The following is a 23,824-nucleotide window of genomic DNA, read 5'->3' on the forward strand; positions in this document are numbered from 1 at the left end:
CTTGAACGCTAGCGAAAATTCCGGTGCTCACGTAGCTTATGCCTACGCTGCGCTCCTCATTTTCTACTAGCGTCCAAGCTTCTTGGACCTGAAAGCCCCGTTTTTGAGCCTTTATTGGAAGGGGTTGTTTAAAAATCGGGACTTTGATGACGATGTGGTTGCTTCGTAGCGTAGTCGACGGCGAATCTTGAACGCTAGCGAAAATTCCGGTGCTCACGTAGCAATTGACCTACGCTGCGCTCCTCCAAGCTTCTTGGTCCTGCACTCAAAAAAAGCTACAGCGAAGGAGCAAAGCAATCCGAAAAACGGAAGTGTGTCGCCTTTAACATCGTAATGCAACCATAAAAATTCAAATAAGAGCATTACGATTTAAAAAGCGACTGAAGGATGCTTTGCTCCGTAGCGCTGAAAAACGAAGTGAGTCGCCTTTAACATCGTAATGCTACCTTAAAAATTCAAATAAGAGCATTACGATTTAAAAAGCGACTGGAGGATGCTTTGCTCCGTAGCGCTGAAAAACGAAGTGGGTCGCCTTTAACATCGTAATGCAACCTTAAAAATTCAAATCCGAAAGGAGGAACCGAGGTCGCGATTGTTGGCGCGATTTCGGGTATACACATGGCTGAATATTTTTCACCTGGCGTTTATGTTGAGGAGTTTGATAGTGCTGGACAACCTTTATCAGGGGTAAGCACGAGTATTGCCGGCTTTATTGGTTTGGCAGAGCTGGGGCCAGTGACAGGCTTGCCGACGCTAGTGACAAGCATGAACGATTTCAAGCGCAGCTTCGGCGGATATTTATCGCACAATCAGTTTGGTGAATACAGATATTTGGCTTATGCTGTAGAGCAGTTTTTTATTAACGGAGGCTCGCAAGCCTACATTGTGCGCGTTGCGCCTGCCGATGCGCAAGCAGCAAGCGGCGAGCATGCCACGATGACGATTAAAGCCAAAAATGTTGGCGCATGGGGGAACGGCATCAGCATCGCTTTAGTTCCGTCAAGCAAAGCGAAAACATCGATTGTTGCTGAGCTTGGCGACAACAAGTATCAAGTGAAGAACAGCGCCGGTTTTTATGCTGGTGATGAGGTTGCTTTCACGAGTGAAAACGGAGTCGAGCAATTAGCTGTTGTCAGCGTCAAGGACAATGTCATTGAGCTGTCTGGCAATCTGTCGGGCGATGTTGTGACGGCTGCTGGCGAGGTGCCGACAAAGCTGCTGACAACCTCGGAATTTACGCTGCTGCTGGCCTACGGCAATATCGCTGAAAAATTTGAAAATCTGTCCTTTAATATTGAAGCTGCCAACTTTGTTGAGAAGGTGCTGGTCAAATCCACGCTTATTGAAGCAGCTGTTAAGGAAGGCGGCTCGGTTGCCAGTCTTTTCGCTGACGAGCAGCGTGCAACGATTACGTTAAGCGGAGGCTCTGACGGCTCAGCAGGAGCTGTAGACGCCAGCACCTATATCGGCGAGGACAACGGCCCTGGGAAGCGTACAGGCATTCAAGCGTTTATCGACAATGATAATGCCAGCATTATGGCTATCCCGGGGGTTACAATTCCGGCCGTGCAGCTGGCGCTTGTGGCGCATTGCGAAAATTTGGCCAGCCGCTTTGCGGTGCTTGACATTCCGCGCGACAAAACATCCGTGCAGGAGGTGTTGGAGCATCGTGAGCTGTTTGATTCCAGCTATGCAGCCTTGTACAACCCGTGGCTGCAAGTTTTTGATCCGCTTGAAAAACGCAACGTGTTTGTTCCTCCTTCCGGCTCGGTTACTGGCGTATTCGCACGCAGCGACAGCACACGCGGTGTGGAAAAGGCTCCGGCCAATGAGGTTTTGCGCGGTGTAACAGGACTTGATGTGCAGTACAATCGCGGTGAGCAGGATATTCTCAATCCACGCGGCGTTAACCTGATTCGCAGCTTTACGGGGCAGGGCATTCGCATTTGGGGAGCTAGAACGACAAGCTCGAACAGCCTTTGGAAATATATTAACATTCGCCGCTTGTTTATTTTTGTAGAGGAGTCCATTAAGCAAGGCACGAACTGGGTCGTATTTGAACCGAACGATGAGCGCTTGTGGGCAAGAGTACATCGTACGATTGATGCATTTCTAACTCGCGTATGGCGTGGCGGCGCGCTGCAGGGCTCTTCGCCAAGCGAGGCATTTTATATTGATATTAGCAGCAATACGATGACCCAGGACGATATCGACAACGGACGACTCATTTGCGTGATCGGAATTGCGCCAGTGAAGCCGGCTGAATTTGTTGTATTCCGCATTACACAAAAAACGAATGAGCAATAATCCATATAACTTGTGAGAGAAAGGAAGATTAGGTCATGGCAGGAGAAAGAAATGATCCGTACCGCAAGTTTCGGTTCCGTGTAGAGGTTGAAGGCATTGATCAAGGAGGATTCAATGAAGTGTCTGGCTTTGATGCTTCGCTGGATGTCATTGAGTATCGCGAGGGCACGGACACGATAACGCCGCGCAAGCTGCCTGGACTTGCAAAATACGGCAATATTACGCTGAAATGGGGAGCGACGGACTCCATGGATCTATTCGAGTGGATTCAGGAGTGTATTGTGGAAGGCACGATTGAGCGTAAAACCGTTACGATTATCGCGATCAATGAAGAAGGCGAGGATGTTGCAACCTGGCAAGTAAATGAAGCGTGGCCAACGAAATATACTGCGCCAGACTTTAACGCAACGGCCTCTGAGGTGGCGATTGAGCTGCTGGAGCTGGCTCATGAAGGCATGATCCGCACACAATAAGCAATAGTGCCGTACAGGTACAGGCAAAGGGAACAACAGCTAGCTGGGTTGTTCCTTCGTCTGTTTACAGCTTATAACAGCCCCACTGCTTTACCAGCTTGAATTATGTTTAGGGAGGAACACGATGATGTCATTTGCAACTGAATTTCAATTTGTACTGCCGCGCGGCTACGTAGATGAAAATGGAACACTGCATCGCCATGGCACGATGAGATTGGCTACTGCCGCGGATGAGATTTTGCCAATGCGCGATCCGCGCGTCCAGCAAAACCCTGGCTATTTGTCGATCATCCTGTTGGCAAGAGTTATTACCAAGCTTGGCGACCTGCGAGCAATTGATACGAAGACGATCGAAAAAATGTTTACCGCCGACCTGGCCTATTTACAAAATTTTTACCGTGAAATCAATGAAATGGAGAAGCTTGCTGTCAAAACTAGCTGTCCGAAATGCGGTCATGATCACGAGGTCGATATCTCTTTTTTATCTCAGATGGAAGGGGCATAAGCGTATATCCCGAGCAGCGCTTATACGAAGAAGTTGGATTTATCGCTTACTACTTCCATTGGTCGCATGAGGAAATTATGAATTTGGAGCATCGGGATCGCCGACGCTGGTGCGAGGAAATTTCGCGTATAAACCGTAAAATGAGCGGCGATGCCGAGAGGAAAAATCCGTTTGATGTGTTCTAGTCTTAGTCTTAGGAAGGGAGCGAGGGGCTATTCAATCATCAAACTACGGATTAGTTGGAAATTATCGCTTTATGGTAGAGATAGATTTCGTTATCGTAGCGGGCTTTGCTGAGATAAGCGGCTTAACGGTGGAAACGGAAATCGAGGAGTACCGCGAGGGCGGTGTCAACGATTTCGTTCATAAGCTGGTTAAAGGGACGAGGCATGTGCCCATTGTGCTCAAGCGCGGCTTGCTGGACAACGATGTGCTGTGGAAATGGCATCGTGAGGTCGTACAGGGAAATATTGTGCGCCGCAGCGGCTCGATTATTTTATTCAACGAAAGCTTTGACGAGCACCGCCGTTGGAGCTTTGAAGATGCCTACCCGATCAAATGGGTTGGCCCTGATCTTAATGCTACCTCTAGCGAGGTTGCGATTGAGCAATTGGAGCTGGCGCATAACGGCTTCAAAATTATTAAATAGGTTAGCAGAGAGGAGCGATACAGATGAAAGCTGGAAAGCGGGACGAAGCACAAGCAATACGCCCTATTCATCTCACTGATCATAGCTTTGTATCGCGACTAATGAGCAAATACAGCTGGTCCATTTATGGAGCAGCGCCTCGCAGCACGATGCAGTTCCATAAGGAGCAGCGGCAGGCTGGCGCAGAAGCAGTCTCGATATCGCCACGTATTGAAATCAAGCAGTTTATTCAGCCTTTGCATGTGCAGCTCATCTATCGTTCGGGCGAGCTTGCTGCGCTGGCGCAAGCAAAGACGCAGGCATTGGCATCCTTGGCGAAGCATGCGATGCCGAGGCTGGAGCAGGCGGTGAAAGAGCAAGCCTCTATTAAGCAAGAAATGAGATTAATAGAACTGCCAAGTGCCGAGCTTGGAGGAACCAGGCATATTTCCCGAAGCAGCGAGGCAAAGGGCCGGCGGCTTCTTGCAGCGCCGCAGCGGCATGAGCTTGTACCATTTAGCTCTGCCTATCCATTGCTGCATCGTATAGAGCAGGAACGAGTTGCTGCTGTTAAACGCAAATCAGCTCAGCAGCTGCTGGACAAAGTAGGGCAAGTCGAGCTTAAGCTAGAACAGGAGCTTGCAGTGATTCGCAGCAAGCAGCAGCATACGCATTCAGAGCATAGCGGACTACAGCAGCACGTTGCCACTGCAAGCAAGGCTCAAGCAATTGCGTCTTCAGCAGCGAAAGAGCCGTCAGCAGCGAAAGAGCTTCCGGCAGTAATAGAACAATCAGTAGCGAAAGAGCCTCCGGCAGTAATAGAACAATCAGTAGCGAAAGAGCCTCCGACAGTAATAGAACAATCAGTAGTGAAAGAGCCTCCAACTGCAATAGAGCCGCCAGCAGCAATAAAGCTACCAGCAGCAGTAGAGCCGCCAGCAGCAATAAAGCTACCAGCAGCAGTAGAGCCACTGGCAAAAGCAAAGCCCTATTCAGCAGCGGTGCCCGGATCAACGGCAGAGCTTTCGGTGGTCAGACAGACTGGTGCCATTAGCGTGAAGTGGAGCAAGCTGGTTCAGCAGTCTTTGCTGTCAGTTGAAGCTGCCAATGCAGCAGCCCTTCATCATCTAAAGACGGCAGATCATGGTCAGGCGGCAGCGGACAGCAGCACTGCCAATGTGGCACAAAGCACAGTCAGGCTACGAAAAAGAGCGATTTTGCAAGCAAAAGCTAAGCTTCAAGAGCAGGTGCAGAATAAGCAAATTATGAAGCATCAGCTGCTGCTTGTATCTGAAAGCAGCAAGCAATTAATTCGTAAGCATTCAGCCGCTTTATTGCGGAACATGCAGCAGCTAGTCATAAAATCAAAGCCAAACGAGCCGCTGCAGTTAAGCTACCGAATGACACAAGATCAAAAAAGCCTGCATGAGCGCAAAGTAACTCAGGTGCATCGTACGCAGCCTTTATATACTGCTGTAGCAGAGCAGAGAGCGTCCTCGGCAATACAGCGCAGCAAGCAGGAGCAAGCTGCGGGAAGCAAGCAGCATCGCAATGAGCAGGAGCGAGCTGCAGGAAACAAGCAGCGACACAACGAACAGGAGCAAGCTGCAGGAAACAACCAGCAACATAGCGAGCAAGTCATAATGCCCAAACGTCTTCAAACAAGCCCGCAGCAAATTGCCGGGCTGCGAGACTGGAATATAAGGCTCAACCAGCAAGGGGAAACAGTTGTTTCCATTCGATCAGGGCAAGAGAAGCAACAAGGATCCGCAACGACGACTATTCGGCTAGTTCATCGCAAGCTGTCAGAGCATGAGCAGCAGCTAACTGTTCAACGAATGGCTAAACAGCAAGCGGAACTGCCTGTATATAGAAAGCAAAAGATAGAACGTGCAAGGCGTACTGGAGTCGTTTTACCAGCCGCGGCTGCGAGTACGAACAAGATTGCAAATACAAAGCATCATAATGAAAGAAGCGCAGGAAATATAACGAAGCTTCAGCGAGATGATCGCCTAAGCTTCTATCTGCTAACAAAGCGAGCGCTCGTTGCTCGCATACAGCAGCAGTTTTATGCAGCAAAGCGAAGCCAGGCTGTTCTCATTTTTGCCCAGCAGCCTGCAAAGCTAAGACTAAGACTACCCCATGTTAATCGACAAATTACAGTGCTTGAGCCTGTACAGGCAAGGCTAGAGCAGCTGCTGCAGCCGATTGTACGCCGACTGCAGTCTTCTGTGTTTCATTCTGTAAATGCTGTGGAAGCACAGAGTTCAACGGCACAGCCTGATCGGGAATTATACAGCGGGCAGCGTAATGAGCAAAAGCAGCTTAAGCTGCTAACGCTAGTGCAGCGTATAGAGCAGCAAACGCTGTTGGCGCGAAGATTATATTCCGCCAGCTCGTTAACAGCAAGTCAGCCAGACCTCGAGAGGAAACGCTTTAAGCAAACTCAAGCAAGTATGGTGGCTGCGCTCAACAATCAGCTGGACATCAGACCGATGCAGCAGCGAGATAAAGCAAGGCTTTATTACAAACCAGGGCAGACTCTCCAAGCTGGAAGCATGCCAGCAGTAAGGCAGGCAAGAAGCGAATTTTTAAGCCGTTTGCTTGCGGGTAGACAAGGTCAATTAGAAAGACGACCAGCTGCTAATCGAGCCATGCTGGAGCATGTTCAAAAACGAGAGGCTGCTTCAGCTCAATATGCAAGTAAACAACTGGAACAGGAGCTCATGCGAGTTCAGTCCGCACATGCTGTGGAGCAAGCAGCAGACGCTGTAATGCAAAAACTTGAGGATGCAGGTAACAGCATTGGGCAGCACTACTATCGGCGTTTAGTACAAAGCGTGACGGCTCCTAAGATTTCATCTAATAAACAGGCCAGCCTGCAAACTATAGCCGGTCTGCGGATTATGGCAGCATTATATAACCCACAACTTGTACGAGGACAAATAGCCTGGGAGCAGCTTTTCGGGCAGCCTCAGCATAATCAGCTCAGGGCCAGCACGTTCGCAGGTCAACTGCCGCAGCTGCTGCTCCCAGCTCAGCGCAATGCGTCAGTGTCTACTATGCAAATGAATATTGTATATAACGTTGAGCGCAACAGAGTCCTTCGCAATGATCGAAGCGGGAGCACTGCGAACAGGTGGCGGACAGTTGAGGCAATCCCACGGAAAAGCAGACTGGCGCCAGCGCCAGCACTAGCAACGATGGCAAAATTAAATGCTATTCAATCTCAAATGTTGACTGTATTGCCAGATCGTTTGTTGCAGGCCATGCGGCAAGGCCGAGCAATACAAGGCACAGCAACTGACCAAGCAATGTATGGCCCAGCAATACGCAACCAGGCAACGCAAATTGTGGCAGCGCCTAGCTCAGCAACGTACGATCTGGCATCACGCGGCCTGGCAGCAGAAGGTTTAGCGCTACGTAGTCAAGCACTGCAAAGCATAGCATTGCACAGCCCAGAATCACGCGGCCTGGCATCACGTGGCCTGGCAGCAGAAGGTTTAGCGCTACGTAGTCAAGCACTGCAAAGCATAGCATTGCACAGCCCGGCATCACGCGGTCTGGCAGTAGAAGGTTTAGCGCTACGTATTCAAGCAACACAAGGCCTGGCACCGCACAGCCCAGTATTACGCGGCCTGGCGGCACCTGATCTAGCAGTGCAAGTCTTGGCCCAGCATAACCCAGCATCACGCGGCCCGGCAGTACAAGTCCAAGCCCCGGCGACGCAAGCTGCACATGCGCTGGATCAGCCCGCTGCTGCTCGCAGTGGACAAGCACCACTGCAGGCAAGGCAGCAATTCGCTTTTAAGGTCAGCGAGCAGCGTCACCCTCTGGCAAGGCTTGATGTGAAGAAGGAAGCGGCAAAGCAGGCTGAGCCGCATGGCGTAAAGCAATTGCAGCAAACGGTGCAGCGTCTGGAACAGCAGCTGCAGGAGCAACAGGCTGAGCTCGTCAAGAAGGAAACGCAAAGCTCAACGCGTCAATTAGTTGATCAATTGTATGAAGAACTGTCGCGCAAGCTTCGGATGGAAGCGAAGCGCATCGGACGCTAGCACATAGGTTGAAGGGAGGCTTAAGGCTGTTGGATAGCGGATTGGAAAAGGCGATTATCGTAATTAAGTTTGCCAAGAAGGAAGACCGTGTGAAGGTTAAGTTTAATCCTACTGAATACAGCATGGAATCAGGCAATCAATATTCATGGCAGAGCATTCCTGGCTTGTCGCAGCCTTTGGCGCAGTTTGTAGCAGGAGAAGCAACAACGCTCAGCATGGAGCTGTTTTTCGATACATCGGAAGAAATTGATGAAGCGACAAAACAAAAGGTAGATGTCCGCGACTATACGAAAAAGGTTGTAGCCGCGCTCGATATTGACAAGGATTTGCATGCGCCGCCTACCTGTACCTTTATGTGGGGCTCGCTGAATTTTACGGGTGTCATTGAAAAAATAAGTCAGCGGTTTACGATGTTTGGCAGCGATGGCAAGCCAATTCGCGCAACATTGAATGTGACCTTTAAGGCGATTCAGTCGATGAAGGATCAGCTAAAGCATATTCCGCGCCAGTCGGCAGACCGAACCAAGCAGCGCATCGTCAAGCAGGGAGACAAGCTTTGGCAAATTGCAGCAGAGGAATATGAGGACCCTGCGCTATGGAGAGCGATCGCTCGCGCCAACGATATTGCTGACCCGGGAAATCTTGAGCCAGGCAGGCTGCTGACGATCCCTCGCTTGTACGGCTAGAGGAGGCATAAGCAGATGACGACTGTACAGCTGGACAGCACTAAGACTACCTTCGAGCAGCTAGAGCAAAAATATCGCAACTTCATGGCTCCCGCCTCGAAAATTTTAGTCAATAACAAGGATGCCATCAAGCAGGGGATGGCGATCTCCAACGTGTCGGTTGATACGACGACAGGCAAAAGCTCCGATATGGCAAGCTTCACCATTACGAACGGCTATGATTTGATCAAACGGAGTTTTGCCTGGCAGGATCAGCTGCAGCTTGGCAACCCCGTGGAAGTGCATATGGGCTACACGGATCGGATGACGCCGATTTTTTTCGGCTACATCAGCAATATTGAGTTTGATTTTTCAACAGGTGATGCGCCGACCATTTCCGTTACTGCGATGGACATTTCATTTTATATGATGCGAGGCGGGCAGCCGCAAATATGGTCGAACACCTCAATTGATAAAGTCGTGCGAGAGATTGCCGGCAAGTATGGGATAACGAGCTACTCGATAAAGCCGACTGGCAAAACAGAAGAAATCATCGTAAAAAATGCCGAGTCCGATCACGCCTTTATTAAGGCTCAGGCTGAAAAGCTGAACTACAATTTTTTCGTAGTAGGCAAAAAGCTGTTTTTTCGCGGCAAGGAAGAAAATTCTGTGCCTGTTATGAAGCTGGAATGGGGTAAGCAGCTAACCAGCTTTCGCGTTGAACACGATATTGCTGATCAAGTGACGAAGGTTGTCGTTATAGGTACGCTCGGCACCTCCAAGAAAATTGTTGAAGCAACAGCGTCGACGGTGAAAAAAATCGGCAGCAACAGCAAGACGGGACCTAATCTGCTATCGCGCTTGGGGGATTTTATAGAAGTGATTCAACGACCTGTAAAGGATCTGGCAGAAGCGAAGCAGCTGGCAGAATCGCGCATGCAGGAGCACAGCGTCAAGCTTGTGACGGCAAGAGGGGCCAGCATCGGCTTGCCTGAGCTGCGGGCTGGCCGATACATTACGCTAGGCGGCCTCGGCGGCAGTCTGAACACAACCTATTATATTGAGAAGGCGCAGCATCAGCTTGACGGATCAGGCTACAAAACGACCTTTACTTTACAAGGAAATGCGGTGTAGATATGTTTGATTGGTTTCCGACAATTGCGCAGGACAATGGCCCGCAGCCGATGCATGGCGTTTACTGCGGCATCGTAACAGACAATAAGGACCCTAAAAATCTTGGCAGGCTAAAGGTGAAAATTCCGGTTATCGATGACCAAAAGGAATTTGACTGGGCAAGAATGACCACCCCGATGGGCGGCAGCAATCGCGGCGCGCTGTTTATACCAGAAGTCGGAGACGAGGTTTTGATCGCCTTTGTTTTGGGCGATATACGGGCTCCTATCGTTATTGGCTCCTTATGGAACGATACGGACAAGCCACCAGAGGGCAAAAATGAGCGCAACGATATCCGCAAGCTTAAAACAAGAGCCGGCCATGAAATTATTTTCAATGATGCCGACAGCGATGGCAAAATCACGATTAAGACAAAAGCCGGTCATCAGCTTGAGCTGGCCGACCAATCGAAAACAATCACCTTGAAAACGTCTGGAGGCACGCAAAAGCTGGAGCTGGATGAAACGAAAGGCAGCATTGCCATTACGAGCGGAACAACTGAGGTGAAGCTGAACAAAACAGGCGATATTACGCTGCAGGGCAACAACACGATTACGATAAAAGGCACACAGATCAAGCTGGAATCGAACGCGATGATGTCGCTTAAAGCAAATGCCAATCTGTCGATCCAGGCTGCGGGCATTCTTGAGCTGAAGGGCAGCATGGTCAAAATTAATTAGTCGACTTTGGAGCTAATGAGTGAAGGGCGGGCAGAGCATGTCAAAAGATTTTATGGGGCGTGGCTGGAAATTTCCGATAGAAGTCGATCCGCTGACAGGCAAAATTCGTACCGTTGAGTATGAGGACGATATTGCCGAAGCAATTTCTATCATTATTTGGACAGTAAAGGGAGAGCGCATCATGCATCCTGACTTCGGTAGTGGCATTGAGCGTTATATTTTTGAAAACAACGATGCCTTGACGCTGCAATTTATTAAAAATGAAGTGCTCAGCGCCATTATCCAGTGGGAGCCAAGGGTGCATGAGGTTGAAGTTGAGGTTAAGTCTGATCCCCAAATGGACAATAAGCTTAATATCCACGTTCAGTATACGGTGCGGACAACGAATAATTTATACAATCAGGTTTATCCGTTCTATCTGTATGAAGGAGCCGCAAATTAGCTATCGGAGCGATGAAGAATAATGAGGAGCTTAGGGATGGAACTGCAATCACCATTGATTGATAGCCGCAAGCATCAGCAATTGATCGAACAACTAAATAAAATGGTTCCCTATTACGCCTCGGAATGGACCTTTAATGAGCAGGAGCCGGATGTAGGCAGTGCATTGGCACTAATGTTCATCCATCTGCTGGAAGGGAATATTTCGCGACTCAATCGGCTGCCGGGCAAAAGCCTCATCGCCTTCTTGAATCATTTCAACGTTGAGCTTTCTCCTGCTACGCCTGCAGTAGCACAGGTGCATTTCAAGCTGGCTGACGGTACGCCAGAGCCTGTACTAATTGACGCAGGTCTGCAGCTCGCTACAAACGCTGAGGATGGAGCGGAGCCGATTGTATTTGAAACGGAGCGTACAGCGCTGCTTACAACGGCAAAGCTGCAGCAGCTCGTTGCAGTTTATCCGCGCAAGGATCGCATCGTTCAGCATATGGTTGATGGTCAGCTATTGTCGCTTGATGCTGCTCATGAACAACAGCATGCTGACGACCAGCCGCCTCCCTTTGCATTATACGGCAGCAGTGGCGTTAACGTACAAGAGCATACCTTTTACATCGCTCATCAATATTTATTTCAGATTGAGCATTCAAGCTCTATCGAGCTGACCTTTATCCATCCGCAGCATGAAGCGGCGCTAATGGATGCTATGCATTTGCTGTCCGATCAGCAGCTCGTCATATGGGAGTTCTACAGCGATGGCGGGTGGCAAGCCTTTGATGCTGTGCACTGCCATGATGCGACGATACGACTGCTGAAGCTGCATAAGCATCGGCTGCAGCTAACGGAGCTGTTTGGCAAAGAAAGCTACTGGATCCGCTGCCGTGCCTTTTCCTTGTCTGCATTGGATGAAGGAATTGCCTTAAGCAAGCTGCAGTTTGAACGGCTGCTGCTGAAAACAGATTATGCAAAGGCCAATGAAAAGAGCGGCATCATGCCGCAGCTGGCTTTTTTCAACGATCTGCCAGTATCGGTGCAGGCGGGCTGTGAGCCGTTTGGTGATTTTTTTACGCCCTATAGCTGCTTCTATATCGGCAGCAGCGAAGTATTATCGAAGCGCGGCGCTATGCTGACATTAAGCTTTGAGCTTGAATATACGGCACATCGCCTCTATCCTGACAAGCCGAAGCCGATCAACTGGAAGCCGATTATGCGCCGCGAGCTTGTTGATCGAGCTGAGCAGCCTGATCCGGTAACGATTACGCGCGTGCAATGGGAGTATTGGAATGGGCGCTCCTGGGCGATGCTTCCGCTGCAGGACAGTGCCGGTGCCATGTTCAAGCTGGTGTGGGACGGGCGCAGAGCTTGCCAGCTGCAATTTACAATCCCCGAGGATATTGAGCAAACAGAGGTGAACGCCGAAGCAAGCTGCTGGATTCGAGCACGGATTGTTGCTGTTGATCATGCCTATTCGATTGATGCAATCTACTATGCTCCTTACGTTTCTGGTATGCGCATGGCCTACCATTACGAGGCGCCTTGCAAACAACCGCATCATTTTGTAACCTGCAACAATTTAGAGGTAAGGGAGCGTACCGCCGAAATTTTAAGTGGGGGTATGGCGTTTCGTCCATTTCAGCCGCTAAGCGGCTTTCAGCCAGCGGTTTGGCTCGGCTTTGACAAGCCGCCAGAGCGGGGCCCGATTCATATGTACGTCGAGCTCGCAAGCAAATATTGGACTGCGGAGGAAATTCCCCATGTAGAGTGGGAATATTTGCGCGCATCCGGCGGCAGCTTTGTTTGGAGCAAGCTTCAGGTTGCGGACGGCACGCAAGGCTTTACACAGAGCGGCACGATTCAATTTGTCGGACCGCAGGATTTTGCAAGAAGTGCTGAGCTGGGCAGAACGGGGTACTGGATTCGCGCTGTAAATCGGGACACTCGCTTCTATATGAGCAATGAGGAGGCGTATGAGCCGCTGGTGCGTTTTATGTCGCTCAACACGATTAAGGTGCTGCAGCGGCAAACGATTGTGCAGGAGCTGCCCGTATATGTCGATGGCTATCATTTGGAGCAGGATGTTCATGCCAGCTACTATTCGCTAGCTTCAAAGCCCGTGCTGCAGGAGCGTGTCTGGGTTGATGAAACAGAGACGATCAGCTCGCATGAGCTGGAGCAGCTGCGGCTGCGCTGCCCTGAACGGCTGCAGCTGCTGCTCGATTCCGAGCAGCAGCTAATGAAGGTGTGGGTGGAGTATGAGCGGGTTGAGCATTTTTTGCACTCCTCGAGCGAGGATCGCCATTACTGTATTGAGCGCGCCACAGGCAAGCTAATGTTTGGCGACGGCTTGCACGGCAAAGCACTGGCGCAATACGGCGCCGATCAGGTTAAGGTCAGCTACGTGAGCGGCGGCGGCGCACGCGGCAATGTTGGCAAAGGAGCGATTGCGACGATGCAGACCTCGATCGCATTTGTCGAGCAGATCAGCAATGTTGCGCCAGCGGCAGGCGGCTGCGATGCGGGTACGATGCGGGAGGCCATCCAGAAAGGGACAAAAGCGCTGGCGCATCGCCACCGCGCAGTAATTGCCGATGATTTTGCATGGATAACTCGCGAGGCTCATCCGAACATTGCTAAGGTAAGATGTCTGCCGAACTACAATGTCAAGCTGGAAAAGGAAATAGGCGCGTTAACGGTTGTCGTGCTGCCGAAAAATGGGCGCGGGCAAGGCGCGCAGTTCCTTGAGCTAAAGCGCACGGTAGAGGAGCGTTTGCTTCAAGCGACAGCGGCTGGCATCGCATTTCCTAACCGTTTGCAGGTTATAGAGCCTGTTTATGTAGAGATTGGAGTAAGGGCTACAGTCTGGGTGCGCAATATGGATGAAGTTGTCCATGTTGAGCGTGAAATTCAGCAGAAGCTGGAGGCTTATCTGGATCCGATTCACGGCAATAACGACGGGCATGGTTGGGAAATAGGCAGCCGCATTCATCCGTCCATGTTTTATGCCTTAATTAAATCGGTCGGGCCGGTTATGCATATTCCGCAATTGCTGCTCGAGGCCTGCAGACTGGAGCAAGGGAAGAAAGTGGAATGGAATCCCGAGCGTTTAAGCGAGCTGCCGCACAGCATGATTACGCCGGGTCAGCACCGCATTGTTGTTGAGGTTCATCAGACTTAACGAGGTTAGTAAATGCAATTATGAACAAGTTAGTGGAAAGGAGAACTGCCTATGCTGCCAGTGCCGAATTTGGATGATCGTACGTTTGAGCAGCTTGTTCGCGAGGCAAAGGATATGATTCCGCGGCTTGCCCCGCAGTGGACGGATGTAAATGAGCATGATCCGGGCATCACGCTGCTGGAGCTGCTGGCATGGCATCTTGAGCTGCAGCAGTATCAGCTTAATCGCTTGTCTATCGAATTTGAGCGCAAATTTCTTAAGCTGCTTGGCGGAGCGCCCCGTGACCGACAGCCGGCTGCTACCTCGGTAAGCTTTTCGCATGCCAGCGAGGTGACGTATCTCCCTTTTGGTACGGAGTTAACAGTAGGCAAGCTTCATTTTGAAACGGTGCGTTCGATCGCCATCATTCCGGATACAACTGCGATGATTACGCTGCAGCGCAGCGATGAGCTGGCGGCGGTTACCCAAGATATGTCGTCGGGAAGAACGGCGATCTATCCTTTTGGCGAGGACGGGGAGCTGCATGCCACGATGACGATCAGCATGGTTCAGCCGCTGCCGAGAGGGTTGCCGCTATCGCTTTGGATTGAGCTTGATCAGCAGGACCCGGACATTCGCATTCCAGCGCGATACAAGCAGTTCATTCCCTCGGCGCTCGTTCAATGGAGCTATTGGCAGCAGGAGGGGCAAGAGGAGCAGGATCAAGAGAATCGAGAGCAAGGCAGATGGCAGCCGCTCAATTTGGAGCGAGACGAAACCTATTGCTTACATCAAAGCGGTCCTGTTTTATTCGAAATTCCAGAGGGAGCCGGCGAGGTAAAGCTCATCAAGGCGGAGCTGGTGCAGGGGAAATACGATGATGTGCCGCGCATCAAGCGCTTAATGTGGAATGAGGTGTTCGCCTCACAGGGGAGGACCTGGTGTATGGAGCAAGCCTTCGCTGGCTGGTCTGAGCAGGATGCGCTGCTAGGCTCGCTGGAGCCGATTCATATTTATTTGTACCACGCGCTTTATATACATGGACATATAGAGGTGCAAATTCGGGTTCGGGAAGGCTGGATTGAACTGCCCAGCCATCTATACGAGCTCAAGCGAAGTTCGTCAATGCTTGAGGTAGTTGTACAGCCTGCGGCAGACTTGGCGGTTGGCGAGCAGGCGATTCGGGTCATTGCGCATCATCCCGAATTTGTGGGCAAGCAATATATTGCTACAGGCAGTGGGATTTCAGGCCAACGCTGCCAGCTTCCTTTGCCGTCCTTATATGAGAGCAGCCTGCGGCTTCAAGTCGGCTCCTTTGATGCCGAGCGTGGCGCTATGGTGTGGCAGGATTGGCAGCGGGTACTTGATTTCGACGACTCAGATCCTCTCTCGCCGCACTATGTCATTGAGGGGGACAGCATAGTATTTTCCGATGGCATTCAGGGAATGGCGCCGCCGCTTTGCAGTACGCCCAATATTCGAGTTATTAGCTACCGTACCGGTGAAGGGGCTAGCGGCAATGTAAAGGAGGATACGATCAGGCGAATGGCGCTATGGCGCAATGATGTCAAGCTGACGAATTTGTTCCCGGCCTATGGCGGCGCTGAAGCGGAATCAGTCAGCGAAGCGCTTGCTCGCACCAAGCTGGACATTCTATCTCCGAAATGCGGCGTTACCGCAGCCGATCTTGAGCAAAGAGTACGTGAAATTCCAGGAATCCGCATTGCCAGAGTCAAAGCTATTGCGGGCTATCATACAAAGCTTGCGCGCTATCCTGAAGAGCGTGCAATGGGCCATGTAGCGATCGTTGTTGTTCCGCGCAGCCGCCGACCATTTCCGCTGCCAAGCGAAGGCTTGTGCCGAACGATTGCCGCTCATTTGGAGCCGTACCGCCTGCTTACGACCAAGCTGCATATCATTCCGCCGGAATACGTGGAAATTACAATTCGCGCGATAATAGTCGTTGATCCGCAATATGAAGGCGGGGAGCAAGCCGTAGTACAAGCACTTAATCAATGGCTGAAGCCTGACGCCTCGCAAAGCGAGATAGGCTGGGAGTTCGGCAAGCCAATCTATAAATGCGATCTGTACGATTACATTCATACAATCGCTGGCGTGCAATACATACAGGATGCCTGGATCCGGGCAGAAGGCAAAAATGTAATCCAGGAAGCCGGAGGAGACATTATTCTACCGCCAAATGGACTAGCCCACTCAGGACCACATGAAATCGAGTTCATTGTAGAGGTGGTTTAAAAAGCAGGACTTTGATGACGATGCGTCGCTTCGTAGCGTAGTCACGTCGAATATGTCACGCTACCGAAGGCTTCGGTGCTCACGTAGCTTTTTGCCTACGCTGCGCTCCTCTCCTTCTAGTATCGTGCCATCTTCTAGGTCCTGAAAGCCCAGCTTTTTAAACTCTCATTGGAAGAGGAAACTCAAAAAGCTCGGCTTTGATGACGATGCGATGCTTCGTAGATTAGTCGACGGCGAATATAGCATTCATCGGGAGCCTGCGGTGCTCACGTACCAAAACCGTACGCTGCGCTCCTCATTCCCTAGCTTCATGCTATCTTCTTGGTCCTGAAATCCGAGCTTTTTGAGTCTTTATTGGAAGAGGTGGTTTAAAAAGCTGGACTTTGATGACGATGCGTCGCTTTGTAGCGTACTCGACGTCGAATATGTCACGCTACCGAAAGCTTCGGTGCTCACGTAGTAAGTGCCTACGCTGCGCTCCTTGCTTTCTACTAGCGTCCAAGCTTCTTGGTCTTGCACTCAAAAAATGCTACAGCGGAGGAGCAAAGCATCCGAAAAACGAAGTGAGTCGCCTTTAACATCGTAATGCTACCTTTAAAAATTAAATAAGAGAAGCATTACGATTTAAAAAGCGACTGTAGGATGCATTGCTCCGGAGCGCTGAAAGAACTTTGAGGTTTATTCGGCATCGAAGTTTAACAATCAAGAAAAAATGCTACAGCGGAGGAGCAAAGCATCCGAAAAACGAAGTGAGTCGCCTTTAACATCGTAATGCTACCTTTAAAAATTAAATAGAGAGCATTACGATTTAAAAAGCGACTGTAGGATACTTTACTCCGGAGCGCTGATTTAAAAAGCGACTGAAGGATGCATTGCTCCGGAGCACTGCAAATAGCTAAATGTGTTAGGAGGGTCATATGAATCAGCGCGCCTTTTTTTCATTCCGCAAGCCTGCTGATTGGAGCAGTGGAACGAGCTATCATCTTCAAGCAGAGCAGGATGGTCTGCAAATTATACGTGAACGCAAATATCGGCAAGTAAAGCGGACGACGATTCCTTTTTCCAATGAGCAGGCTCAAATTATTGATATGGTGTGTGCTGCTGATGGGAGATGGTATGCGCTTGATTCTTTAGGCTCTATTTGGAGAACTGATCTGGTCAGCAAGCATATTGAGCTTGTTATGAAGCTGGACCATAAACAGTATGTTCCCTCCAAGCTGGCTGTGCAGCACGAGCGTATGATTGTTCTTTCGCAAGGAGAGCAGGGAAGCTTGCTGCAATGCTTTGTGCTGGATCACGGGCAGTTGAAATGGAGTACGACTCAATGGTATGAAGCGAGCTTTGAAGGCTATGAGCTGCTGGTGCTGGACAATGAGGAGGTTGTCATCATCGGCAAGCTTCCACATCGCGAGCTGCTTCAGCTGCTGCGTTTTGATGCAATCGGCATGCCGATTCTCAATATCGAATTGCCTAAGCCGCCTGAGCATGCGCCTATTGTTCTGGAGTCTACGCTGCAAGCCGCCAACTTTTTTATTGTGCAAGGCAATGCCCAGCATGTGCTTATAGCTGATCGAAAAGGCAGGCGTCTGTTGAGCTGGGATATGCTGAGCAATCAGTTTACGCTTGTTCCGCTTGCAATCCGCTATGAGGCTTTATTGGCTTTAGCCTATGCGCATGGCAGCTATTGGCTGCTGCTGCGCCATGCCTCAGGCAAAGGCTCCGAGCTGATCGCTTTTAATCAGCAGGGAGCTGTGCTGCGCAAGGGTGAGCTTGAGCTGGCAGCAGGCCGTTATTTATGCGGCAGTCACAATCAGCTTTTTATATGGAATGGAGAAAAGCATGACATCTATACGATTACTCCACGTTTGGAAACCGCGTACTGGAAGGACCAGCTTGGGCATACCGGGGTATGGATCAGTCGCAGTCTGGACAGCAAGCTGCTCGGTACAGTGTGGCATAAGCTAAAGCTGCAGCTGAAAAATGCTGATGATACTAGCTGGAATGTTAGATATTTTGCCTCCGATTCCTTGGAGATCAGCTTGCCGCATGGCATTGTGCAGCTCGATCATTACCTGGCTGATTCCAGCATTTCGATGATGGAAAAGCTGGGAGAGCTTGAAGGCATCTGGCAGCATACGCTGCTTGACCCAGAGGATTCGTTGCTGCACGGCGCAGTCGGCAAATATTTATGGATCAATCTCGAGCTGATCGGTACAGCGCAGCATTCGCCAGTCATTGAAGGCATGGAGATTTACTTTCCTCACAGCTCATTTATCGATGAACTGCCTGCCATCTATTTGCGTGATGCTGCTTCTAAAGACTTTCTGTCGCGCTATCTCAGCATGTTTCAAAGCATGCTGGAGGAAACAGATTTGCGCATTGCGTCCGCACCGCGCACGTTGGAGCCGCGTCAGGTTGCAGGAGACTCCTTGCGCTGGCTGTGCAGCTGGCTTGGCATAGAAGCGGATGATTACTGGTCAGAGGAGCAGCTTAAGCAGCTGCTGCTTGTTGCGCCAAAGCTGTACAGTCAGCGAGGCACGCGCTATGCGATTGAAACCGTAGTTACGATTTATACGGGGCACCCGCCGATCATTCTCGAATATGAGGATATTAAGCCGCTGAAGGAAAATGCGGAGCTGGGAGAGGTGGTTGAAAGGCTCTATGCTGCGGACCCGCACGCGTTCAACGTATTAGTTAAGGCGGAGCATGTCGATACCGAGCTGAAGCGGGTAACGTTGCAGCATATACTGGATCGCTTCAAGCCTGTTTTCTCGATATGCAAGCTGGTTATTTTGCAGCCGTGGGTCTATATGGATCTGCATTCTTATCTGGGTATGAATACTGTGCTTTCAGAGCCGACTCTATTAAAGCTTGATGGACGCTCGTCAATGCCGCACCATACGATAACGATTGATGTTGGACAAGACAATCGCATCGACAAGCATACGAGGCTGGGGCTGAATTCGCGATTGGAATAATGTTGAAAGAGGGATGAGAGGATGAATCGTGCCAGGTATGTGCCGTTTGAAAGAAACCGTTACTTCTACGGGAAGCTGTTGACTGTGCGGGACTTTATGTCTGAGCAAACCTATAACAGCGACAAGCGCAGATTAGTAAATCGCTTGCTTCATGGCAGCGGTGTAGCAGTTGGCTTGCAGGTTGTGGCTGTCGATGACAAATCCATTTCAATTGGTACTGGCGTCGCCTTGGATGCGCTTGGCAGAGAAATTGTCGTCGCTTCGCCAATTACAGCAAAGCTGTCCAATATCGATGGCTTTATGAATAACGACTATGCGAAAAATGTGTACCTGTGCATTGCGTATGATGAAAAAGGCAAGGAGCCTGTTCATACGGTCGCTGGCGGAGTCGGCGGGACAGAGGAAGTGAGTGAGAACAATCGCATTCTTGAGACATATCGTCTCTATCTTACCGATCAGCCGCCAGCTCCGGCATATCAAGAGCTGGAGCAGTTGATGGAGGAGCGCTGGGTTTGGTATGACGACGGACAGGTGCGGATTTATCAGCAGGCTCCACGCTATGTTTCCTATGGCCAAGTCTTTCAAATTACGTTGATGATTGAAAAAACGCTGCAAACTCCGCCCATTTCCTTTCAATATGTGCCTGAACTCGACAATGTTGAGCTGATTGAGGGAGCGATTGATGGCATCATTCAATTTCATGAGCCGAGCGAGGGCAGTGAAAGTCATTATGTCAAAACCATTACGCTTAAAGCAGCCTCAAGCGACGATGCGGATTATCAGAGCATCGGTCTTGGCGTCGTGTCCGGCAGTGCGAAGCTGACGATTGGCGATCGCACCATTTATGATTTGTCGCTGCTGAAGCAGCAAATTGCTGTTAGCGAGCAGCCGCCAATCGAACGAATTATGGATGCCTATTATTCACGTTCGCTAGATCAAGCGCTGGCAGCGCCAAGCGAGCCGGCAATTTATATTGCGCAAATCAATATGCTGCAAATGGGTGCAAGCTATGTCATAGACCGCGTCATTCCACAGCCTTTTGACGATTATATTATAAATGCAAGCCTGCTCTACAAGCTGTTGAAAAAGGAAGCTTTGCAGTGGAGCAGCCAGAAGCAGCTGGCTGATGAAGCTGATGGAGATGAGGAAGCAGATGCAAGCAGTGCGATTTCTTTTCCCAGCATCGAAGAGGAATTTGCCCGTTTAATGCCGGAGCCAGAGGAAGAGCTGGAACAACCAGAGGTAGTAACTGGCGTGGTCGATATATCGATTGTGCCGGAAAAGAAGAAAAAATGGTATCACCGCAAGCAGCGCACCTTCTATTCTGATGAAATCGAGCATGGCTTGCCGCAGGACCTTCCTGTACTAATCAGCCTTTCGATTTCGGATGAGGACATCCTTACAGACGTTCCCGTGCCTGAAATGTGGAAGCGGAGCGACGCAATTGTTGCCGGCGATATTACGATATTCAACCGCAGCGAGCATGCGCTGCAATATCCGCGCGTCTCGCTTGCGCATATTCAATATCCGCGCAGAGGCACGTTTGTCATTGGCTTGAAGCTGCTGCAAAAAACAGAGCGCTTGCGGCTAAGAGTACGCTGGTGGGCTGCAAAGGCAGCAGCTCAGGAGGCGGTCAGCTCAGCTGCCGAGCAGCTGGAGGAAAGCATGCAGCGCGCAGCTTCGGCTCGCGAGTAAGCTCATATGTCATATATGCGATATATTGGCTGCAGCTTTCATAAAATGGGCTGGGCGATGGGGATTGTATGGGAAGAATGTTAGTAGGTGCAGAAAGCCGCAGTGACTCTACTTAGATGTAGAAGAGTCGCTGCGGCTTTGCTTTGTGTTACTTTTATTCGTTGGTCTGCGTATTGAAACAGTGCCGGCACAGCGTTCTACAAGCTGTCATTATTTTCAAGAGAGACAACAGCTTCAACTGGCTTCTCATTTCGATCCAAACGAATTTGATACAGCATTCCGTCAACTGTAAAGCGATATGTCATTGCCTGAGCCTGCAGCTTAACGCGCTCTGGCTCATTGACCGCTCTTGCTTTCAGCTCTGCGAAGAACTGCTCCAGCACCTTACCTTGTCGAATCACTACCTGCAGGAGCTGATATTCCTCTACCGACATATCTGCTTGATAGTAGGTAAGATCAAGGCTAAGCTGCGGATAGCTTAAGGTTACAGTTTGACCGCGGATCTCGCCTGAGTCAGCAGTATCAGGTTTAGCTGCAGCGTTAGGCGCTGCTGTAGTGTCTGGCTCAGCTGTAGTGTCAGGTCCAGCAGTGTCGTCAGGTCCGGCTGTAGCCCCGGGATCGACACTGCTGTCAGGTCCAGCAGTGGCATCAGGTCCGACAGTAGTAGTGTCTGGCTCTGTTGCAGCGTCAGGCGTAGCTGTAGTCCCGGTACCATTTGCTGCACCCTGCTGAGCTTGATCGTTGGCAGTGATTTCATCGAGCACCGTTCCCGACAGCTGCACAATGCGGTTTCCGCTCACTGCCGCTAGTACGTTCGTTTGGGTCGAAGCTTGGGTCTGGAAAGGCAGTGGATCAGGCAGGCTTTGCACAGAGGCAGGCTTGCCCAGCAGCTCCTCGCGCTGGCTATAGCTAAGCTTGATCAGCTCATTAAATTGCATATAATCGTTTTCGAAATAGCCGATATAAATGATTTTCGTACCATCCTCATACCATTTGCCAGCCCCATTGAGCTTGCCATACTTAAAGCTGCCCTCATATTCCAGCAGGCCGTCCTTGTTGAATTTTTGTCCGCTGCCATGATATTGATTGGTCTGGAAGCTGCCCGTATAAATCGTTTTGCCGCTTCGATCAAACAGCGTGCCTTGTCCGTGATAGCTGTCAGAGAGAAATTGTCCCTCGTATTTCACATTGCCATCCTCAAAGTACTCGGTGCCTTGCCCTGCTCGCTTGCCGTTGCTGAATTCTCCCTCGTAGCTAATAAAGCCGTTGGCGTGCAGCATTTTGCCTGTGCCGTGGAAATTGCCGTTAAGAAACTGCCCCTGGTACATGATCGTGCCGTCTGCTTTATATAGGGTGCCGCTGCCCGTATAAATGCCGTTGCTGAATTCACCTTCATACTGCAGCTTGCCTTGCTTGTCGTAGCTTCTTCCCGGGCCGTGCGGAACGCCGGCTTTAAAGCTGCCTTGATGGCTTAGCTCGCCTCCGCTGCTGTACAGACTGCCTTCGCCTTCATATAGTCCAGCAGCAAATCCGCCGCTATATTGCAGCTGACCAGAGCGTGTATACTGATCGCCTGCTACAAGCTGCCCTTGCTGGAAGCTGCCCTGCTCCAGCAGCACGCCATCCTCGCTGTACAGCTTGCCTTCACCCTCATAGAGCCCAGCAGCAAAGCCGCCTTCATACAGGAGCTTGTCGCTCACATCGTAGAGCTTGCCATTTCCATGGAACAAGCCTTGCGCAAAGTCTCCCTCATAATGCACCTTGCCCTGCTCGTCATACAGCTTGCCTTTTCCTTCGTACAGGCCATTGGCCAGCTCGCCCTCGTATATAAGCTTTTTATCTGCGCTGCGCAGCCTGGCTTTGCCGGTATAGCTTGCTGCGGTTCCATCCTGAGCCACAGTAATCGAAGGCGTGCGATTAAGCCATTTGTTGACGAATTTGGGTGGCTTGATAAAGATAAAGAAATATAAGAGCAGTAGTACGATGATGATGATGACGACCAGCTTTTTTGAAATATAGTAGTTTCCTATTAAAAAATAGCTTTCTTTCGTCGTTTCCTTTTGCCCGAGTATTTCCTTAAATTTGCGCTTAATCCATTTTGCCAGCAGCTTCGGCCAGTTTTTAAGCCGCTTTAATGGCATAATGACACGCTTTTTAATCGGATTAATAAACGGCATTATAATTTTTTCAATCACGCGCAATAGCTCCTTTGTATACACGCCCTAGCGCTTATGGAACTTGAACAGTAAATTGACCTGGAGTTGTTATTGAGATGACGCCGCCGTAGGCGCACATGCATTTGGAATTGCTGTTTAGTGCGGGAAGATTCCCAATTAAAACAGTAGGAGAGCCGGGAATCCATGGAGCTGAAGTAACTGGTACACAGGGCATTGGTGTCAATGTGCCGAATTTTGCCGCCGTAGCGCTTGCAACAGCAGGATTCGACATGGAGTTGCAAAGAGCAAATGGCGCAATGTTCGCCATCGGAATATGATCCATAATAGTAGCGGCTGGGAGGCCGGTCAATACTCCTTTACTCGGTGCTACGGTTAAGACGTTTGGCGCTGTGCCAAACGAGCATTGAAGACTTGCTCCACCACAAACGAGCTGTCCGATCGTGATCACCTTATTTACATTAAATTGGTATGTCGATTGAGAGGTTATTTAAACGTAACATAAGAGGAGGGGAATCTATCAATATTGTACTATTTATCTACAAATGCAGCAATAATATTACCTTTCTTTACACAAATGAACATGAATATAGTAAAATAGTAGCGTAAGTACCACTGTACATAACCGTACATATATCTCCCA

16 protein-coding genes are annotated in these 23,824 nt (G+C 50.2%); 14 read left to right on the forward strand and 2 right to left on the reverse strand.

What is annotated here, in order from left to right; translation table 11 throughout:
- The first annotated feature begins 618 nt into the window (after positions 1–618).
- From KJS52_RS09365 to KJS52_RS09430, 14 genes are all read left to right on the forward strand, one after another.
- Positions 619–2,307: a phage tail sheath family protein gene (locus KJS52_RS09365; protein WP_213514513.1), complete on the forward strand. Its 1,689-nt coding sequence runs from the start codon at positions 619–621 to the stop codon at positions 2,305–2,307.
- Between the two features lie 35 nt (positions 2,308–2,342).
- Entirely contained in the window at positions 2,343–2,780 is a 438-nt protein-coding gene (locus KJS52_RS09370) for a phage tail protein (protein WP_213514514.1), read from the forward strand.
- Positions 2,781–2,907: 127 nt separating this feature from the next.
- Positions 2,908–3,285, forward strand: coding sequence for a phage tail assembly protein (locus KJS52_RS09375; protein WP_213514515.1), 378 nt, complete (start codon positions 2,908–2,910; stop codon positions 3,283–3,285).
- 41 nt (positions 3,286–3,326) lie between these two features.
- Positions 3,327–3,470 carry a DUF6760 family protein gene (locus tag KJS52_RS27830; RefSeq protein ID WP_306433578.1) on the forward strand — a complete coding sequence of 48 codons (144 nt, stop codon included), beginning with the start codon at positions 3,327–3,329 and terminating at the stop codon, positions 3,468–3,470.
- 29 nt (positions 3,471–3,499) lie between these two features.
- Complete coding sequence (locus KJS52_RS09385) at positions 3,500–3,934, forward strand: phage tail protein (protein WP_281425587.1); 435 nt, start codon at positions 3,500–3,502, stop codon at positions 3,932–3,934.
- A 23-nt stretch (positions 3,935–3,957) separates the two neighbouring features.
- Positions 3,958–7,968, forward strand: a complete 4,011-nt coding sequence (locus KJS52_RS09390) for a hypothetical protein (RefSeq protein WP_213514517.1) — start codon at positions 3,958–3,960, stop codon at positions 7,966–7,968.
- Positions 7,969–7,997: 29 nt separating this feature from the next.
- Entirely contained in the window at positions 7,998–8,654 is a 657-nt protein-coding gene (locus KJS52_RS09395) for a CIS tube protein (protein WP_246563373.1), read from the forward strand.
- Positions 8,655–8,669: 15 nt separating this feature from the next.
- Positions 8,670–9,767 (forward strand): phage late control D family protein, encoded by a 1,098-nt coding sequence (locus KJS52_RS09400; protein WP_213514518.1) that lies wholly within the window; start codon positions 8,670–8,672, stop codon positions 9,765–9,767.
- Between the two features lie 2 nt (positions 9,768–9,769).
- Complete coding sequence (locus KJS52_RS09405) at positions 9,770–10,486, forward strand: phage baseplate assembly protein V (protein ID WP_213514519.1); 717 nt, start codon at positions 9,770–9,772, stop codon at positions 10,484–10,486.
- Positions 10,487–10,523: 37 nt separating this feature from the next.
- A complete protein-coding gene (locus tag KJS52_RS09410; protein WP_213514520.1) occupies positions 10,524–10,928 on the forward strand; it encodes a GPW/gp25 family protein in 405 nt (134 codons plus the stop codon).
- Between the two features lie 36 nt (positions 10,929–10,964).
- Positions 10,965–14,099, forward strand: a complete 3,135-nt coding sequence (locus tag KJS52_RS09415) for a baseplate J/gp47 family protein (protein WP_213514521.1) — start codon at positions 10,965–10,967, stop codon at positions 14,097–14,099.
- 51 nt (positions 14,100–14,150) lie between these two features.
- Positions 14,151–16,334 (forward strand): baseplate J/gp47 family protein, encoded by a 2,184-nt coding sequence (locus KJS52_RS09420; RefSeq protein ID WP_213514522.1) that lies wholly within the window; start codon positions 14,151–14,153, stop codon positions 16,332–16,334.
- A gap of 917 nt (positions 16,335–17,251) precedes the next feature.
- On the forward strand, positions 17,252–19,312 hold the full coding sequence (locus tag KJS52_RS09425) for a phage tail protein (RefSeq protein WP_213514523.1): 2,061 nt from the start codon (positions 17,252–17,254) through the stop codon (positions 19,310–19,312).
- Between the two features lie 21 nt (positions 19,313–19,333).
- Entirely contained in the window at positions 19,334–21,007 is a 1,674-nt protein-coding gene (locus KJS52_RS09430) for a hypothetical protein (RefSeq protein WP_213514524.1), read from the forward strand.
- Positions 21,008–21,204: 197 nt separating this feature from the next.
- Here KJS52_RS09430 and KJS52_RS09435 read toward each other — a convergent pair whose 3' ends face one another.
- Positions 21,205–23,202 (reverse strand): hypothetical protein, encoded by a 1,998-nt coding sequence (locus tag KJS52_RS09435; RefSeq protein WP_213514525.1) that lies wholly within the window; start codon positions 23,200–23,202, stop codon positions 21,205–21,207.
- Positions 23,203–23,236: 34 nt separating this feature from the next.
- Positions 23,237–23,632, reverse strand: coding sequence for a DUF4280 domain-containing protein (locus KJS52_RS09440; protein WP_246563375.1), 396 nt, complete (start codon positions 23,630–23,632; stop codon positions 23,237–23,239).
- Positions 23,633–23,824: the final 192 nt, after the last annotated feature.

It is taken from the genome of Paenibacillus montaniterrae, from assembly GCF_018403185.1.
GTDB classification, from domain to species: Bacteria; Bacillota; Bacilli; order Paenibacillales; family Paenibacillaceae; genus Pristimantibacillus; species Pristimantibacillus montaniterrae.

Excerpts from the sequence above, each read along its gene's own strand:
- KJS52_RS09365 (WP_213514513.1), top strand. The coding sequence starts at position 619 with ATGGCTGAATATTTTTCACCTGGCGTTTATGTTGAGGAGTTTGATAGT.
- KJS52_RS09370 (WP_213514514.1), top strand. The coding sequence starts at position 2,343 with ATGGCAGGAGAAAGAAATGATCCGTACCGCAAGTTTCGGTTCCGTGTA.
- KJS52_RS09375 (WP_213514515.1), top strand. The coding sequence starts at position 2,908 with ATGTCATTTGCAACTGAATTTCAATTTGTACTGCCGCGCGGCTACGTA.
- KJS52_RS09390 (WP_213514517.1), top strand. The coding sequence starts at position 3,958 with ATGAAAGCTGGAAAGCGGGACGAAGCACAAGCAATACGCCCTATTCAT.
- KJS52_RS09400 (WP_213514518.1), top strand. The coding sequence starts at position 8,670 with ATGACGACTGTACAGCTGGACAGCACTAAGACTACCTTCGAGCAGCTA.
- KJS52_RS09405 (WP_213514519.1), top strand. The coding sequence starts at position 9,770 with ATGTTTGATTGGTTTCCGACAATTGCGCAGGACAATGGCCCGCAGCCG.
- KJS52_RS09410 (WP_213514520.1), top strand. The coding sequence starts at position 10,524 with ATGTCAAAAGATTTTATGGGGCGTGGCTGGAAATTTCCGATAGAAGTC.
- KJS52_RS09415 (WP_213514521.1), top strand. The coding sequence starts at position 10,965 with ATGGAACTGCAATCACCATTGATTGATAGCCGCAAGCATCAGCAATTG.
- KJS52_RS09420 (WP_213514522.1), top strand. The coding sequence starts at position 14,151 with ATGCTGCCAGTGCCGAATTTGGATGATCGTACGTTTGAGCAGCTTGTT.
- KJS52_RS09425 (WP_213514523.1), top strand. The coding sequence starts at position 17,252 with ATGAATCAGCGCGCCTTTTTTTCATTCCGCAAGCCTGCTGATTGGAGC.
- KJS52_RS09430 (WP_213514524.1), top strand. The coding sequence starts at position 19,334 with ATGAATCGTGCCAGGTATGTGCCGTTTGAAAGAAACCGTTACTTCTAC.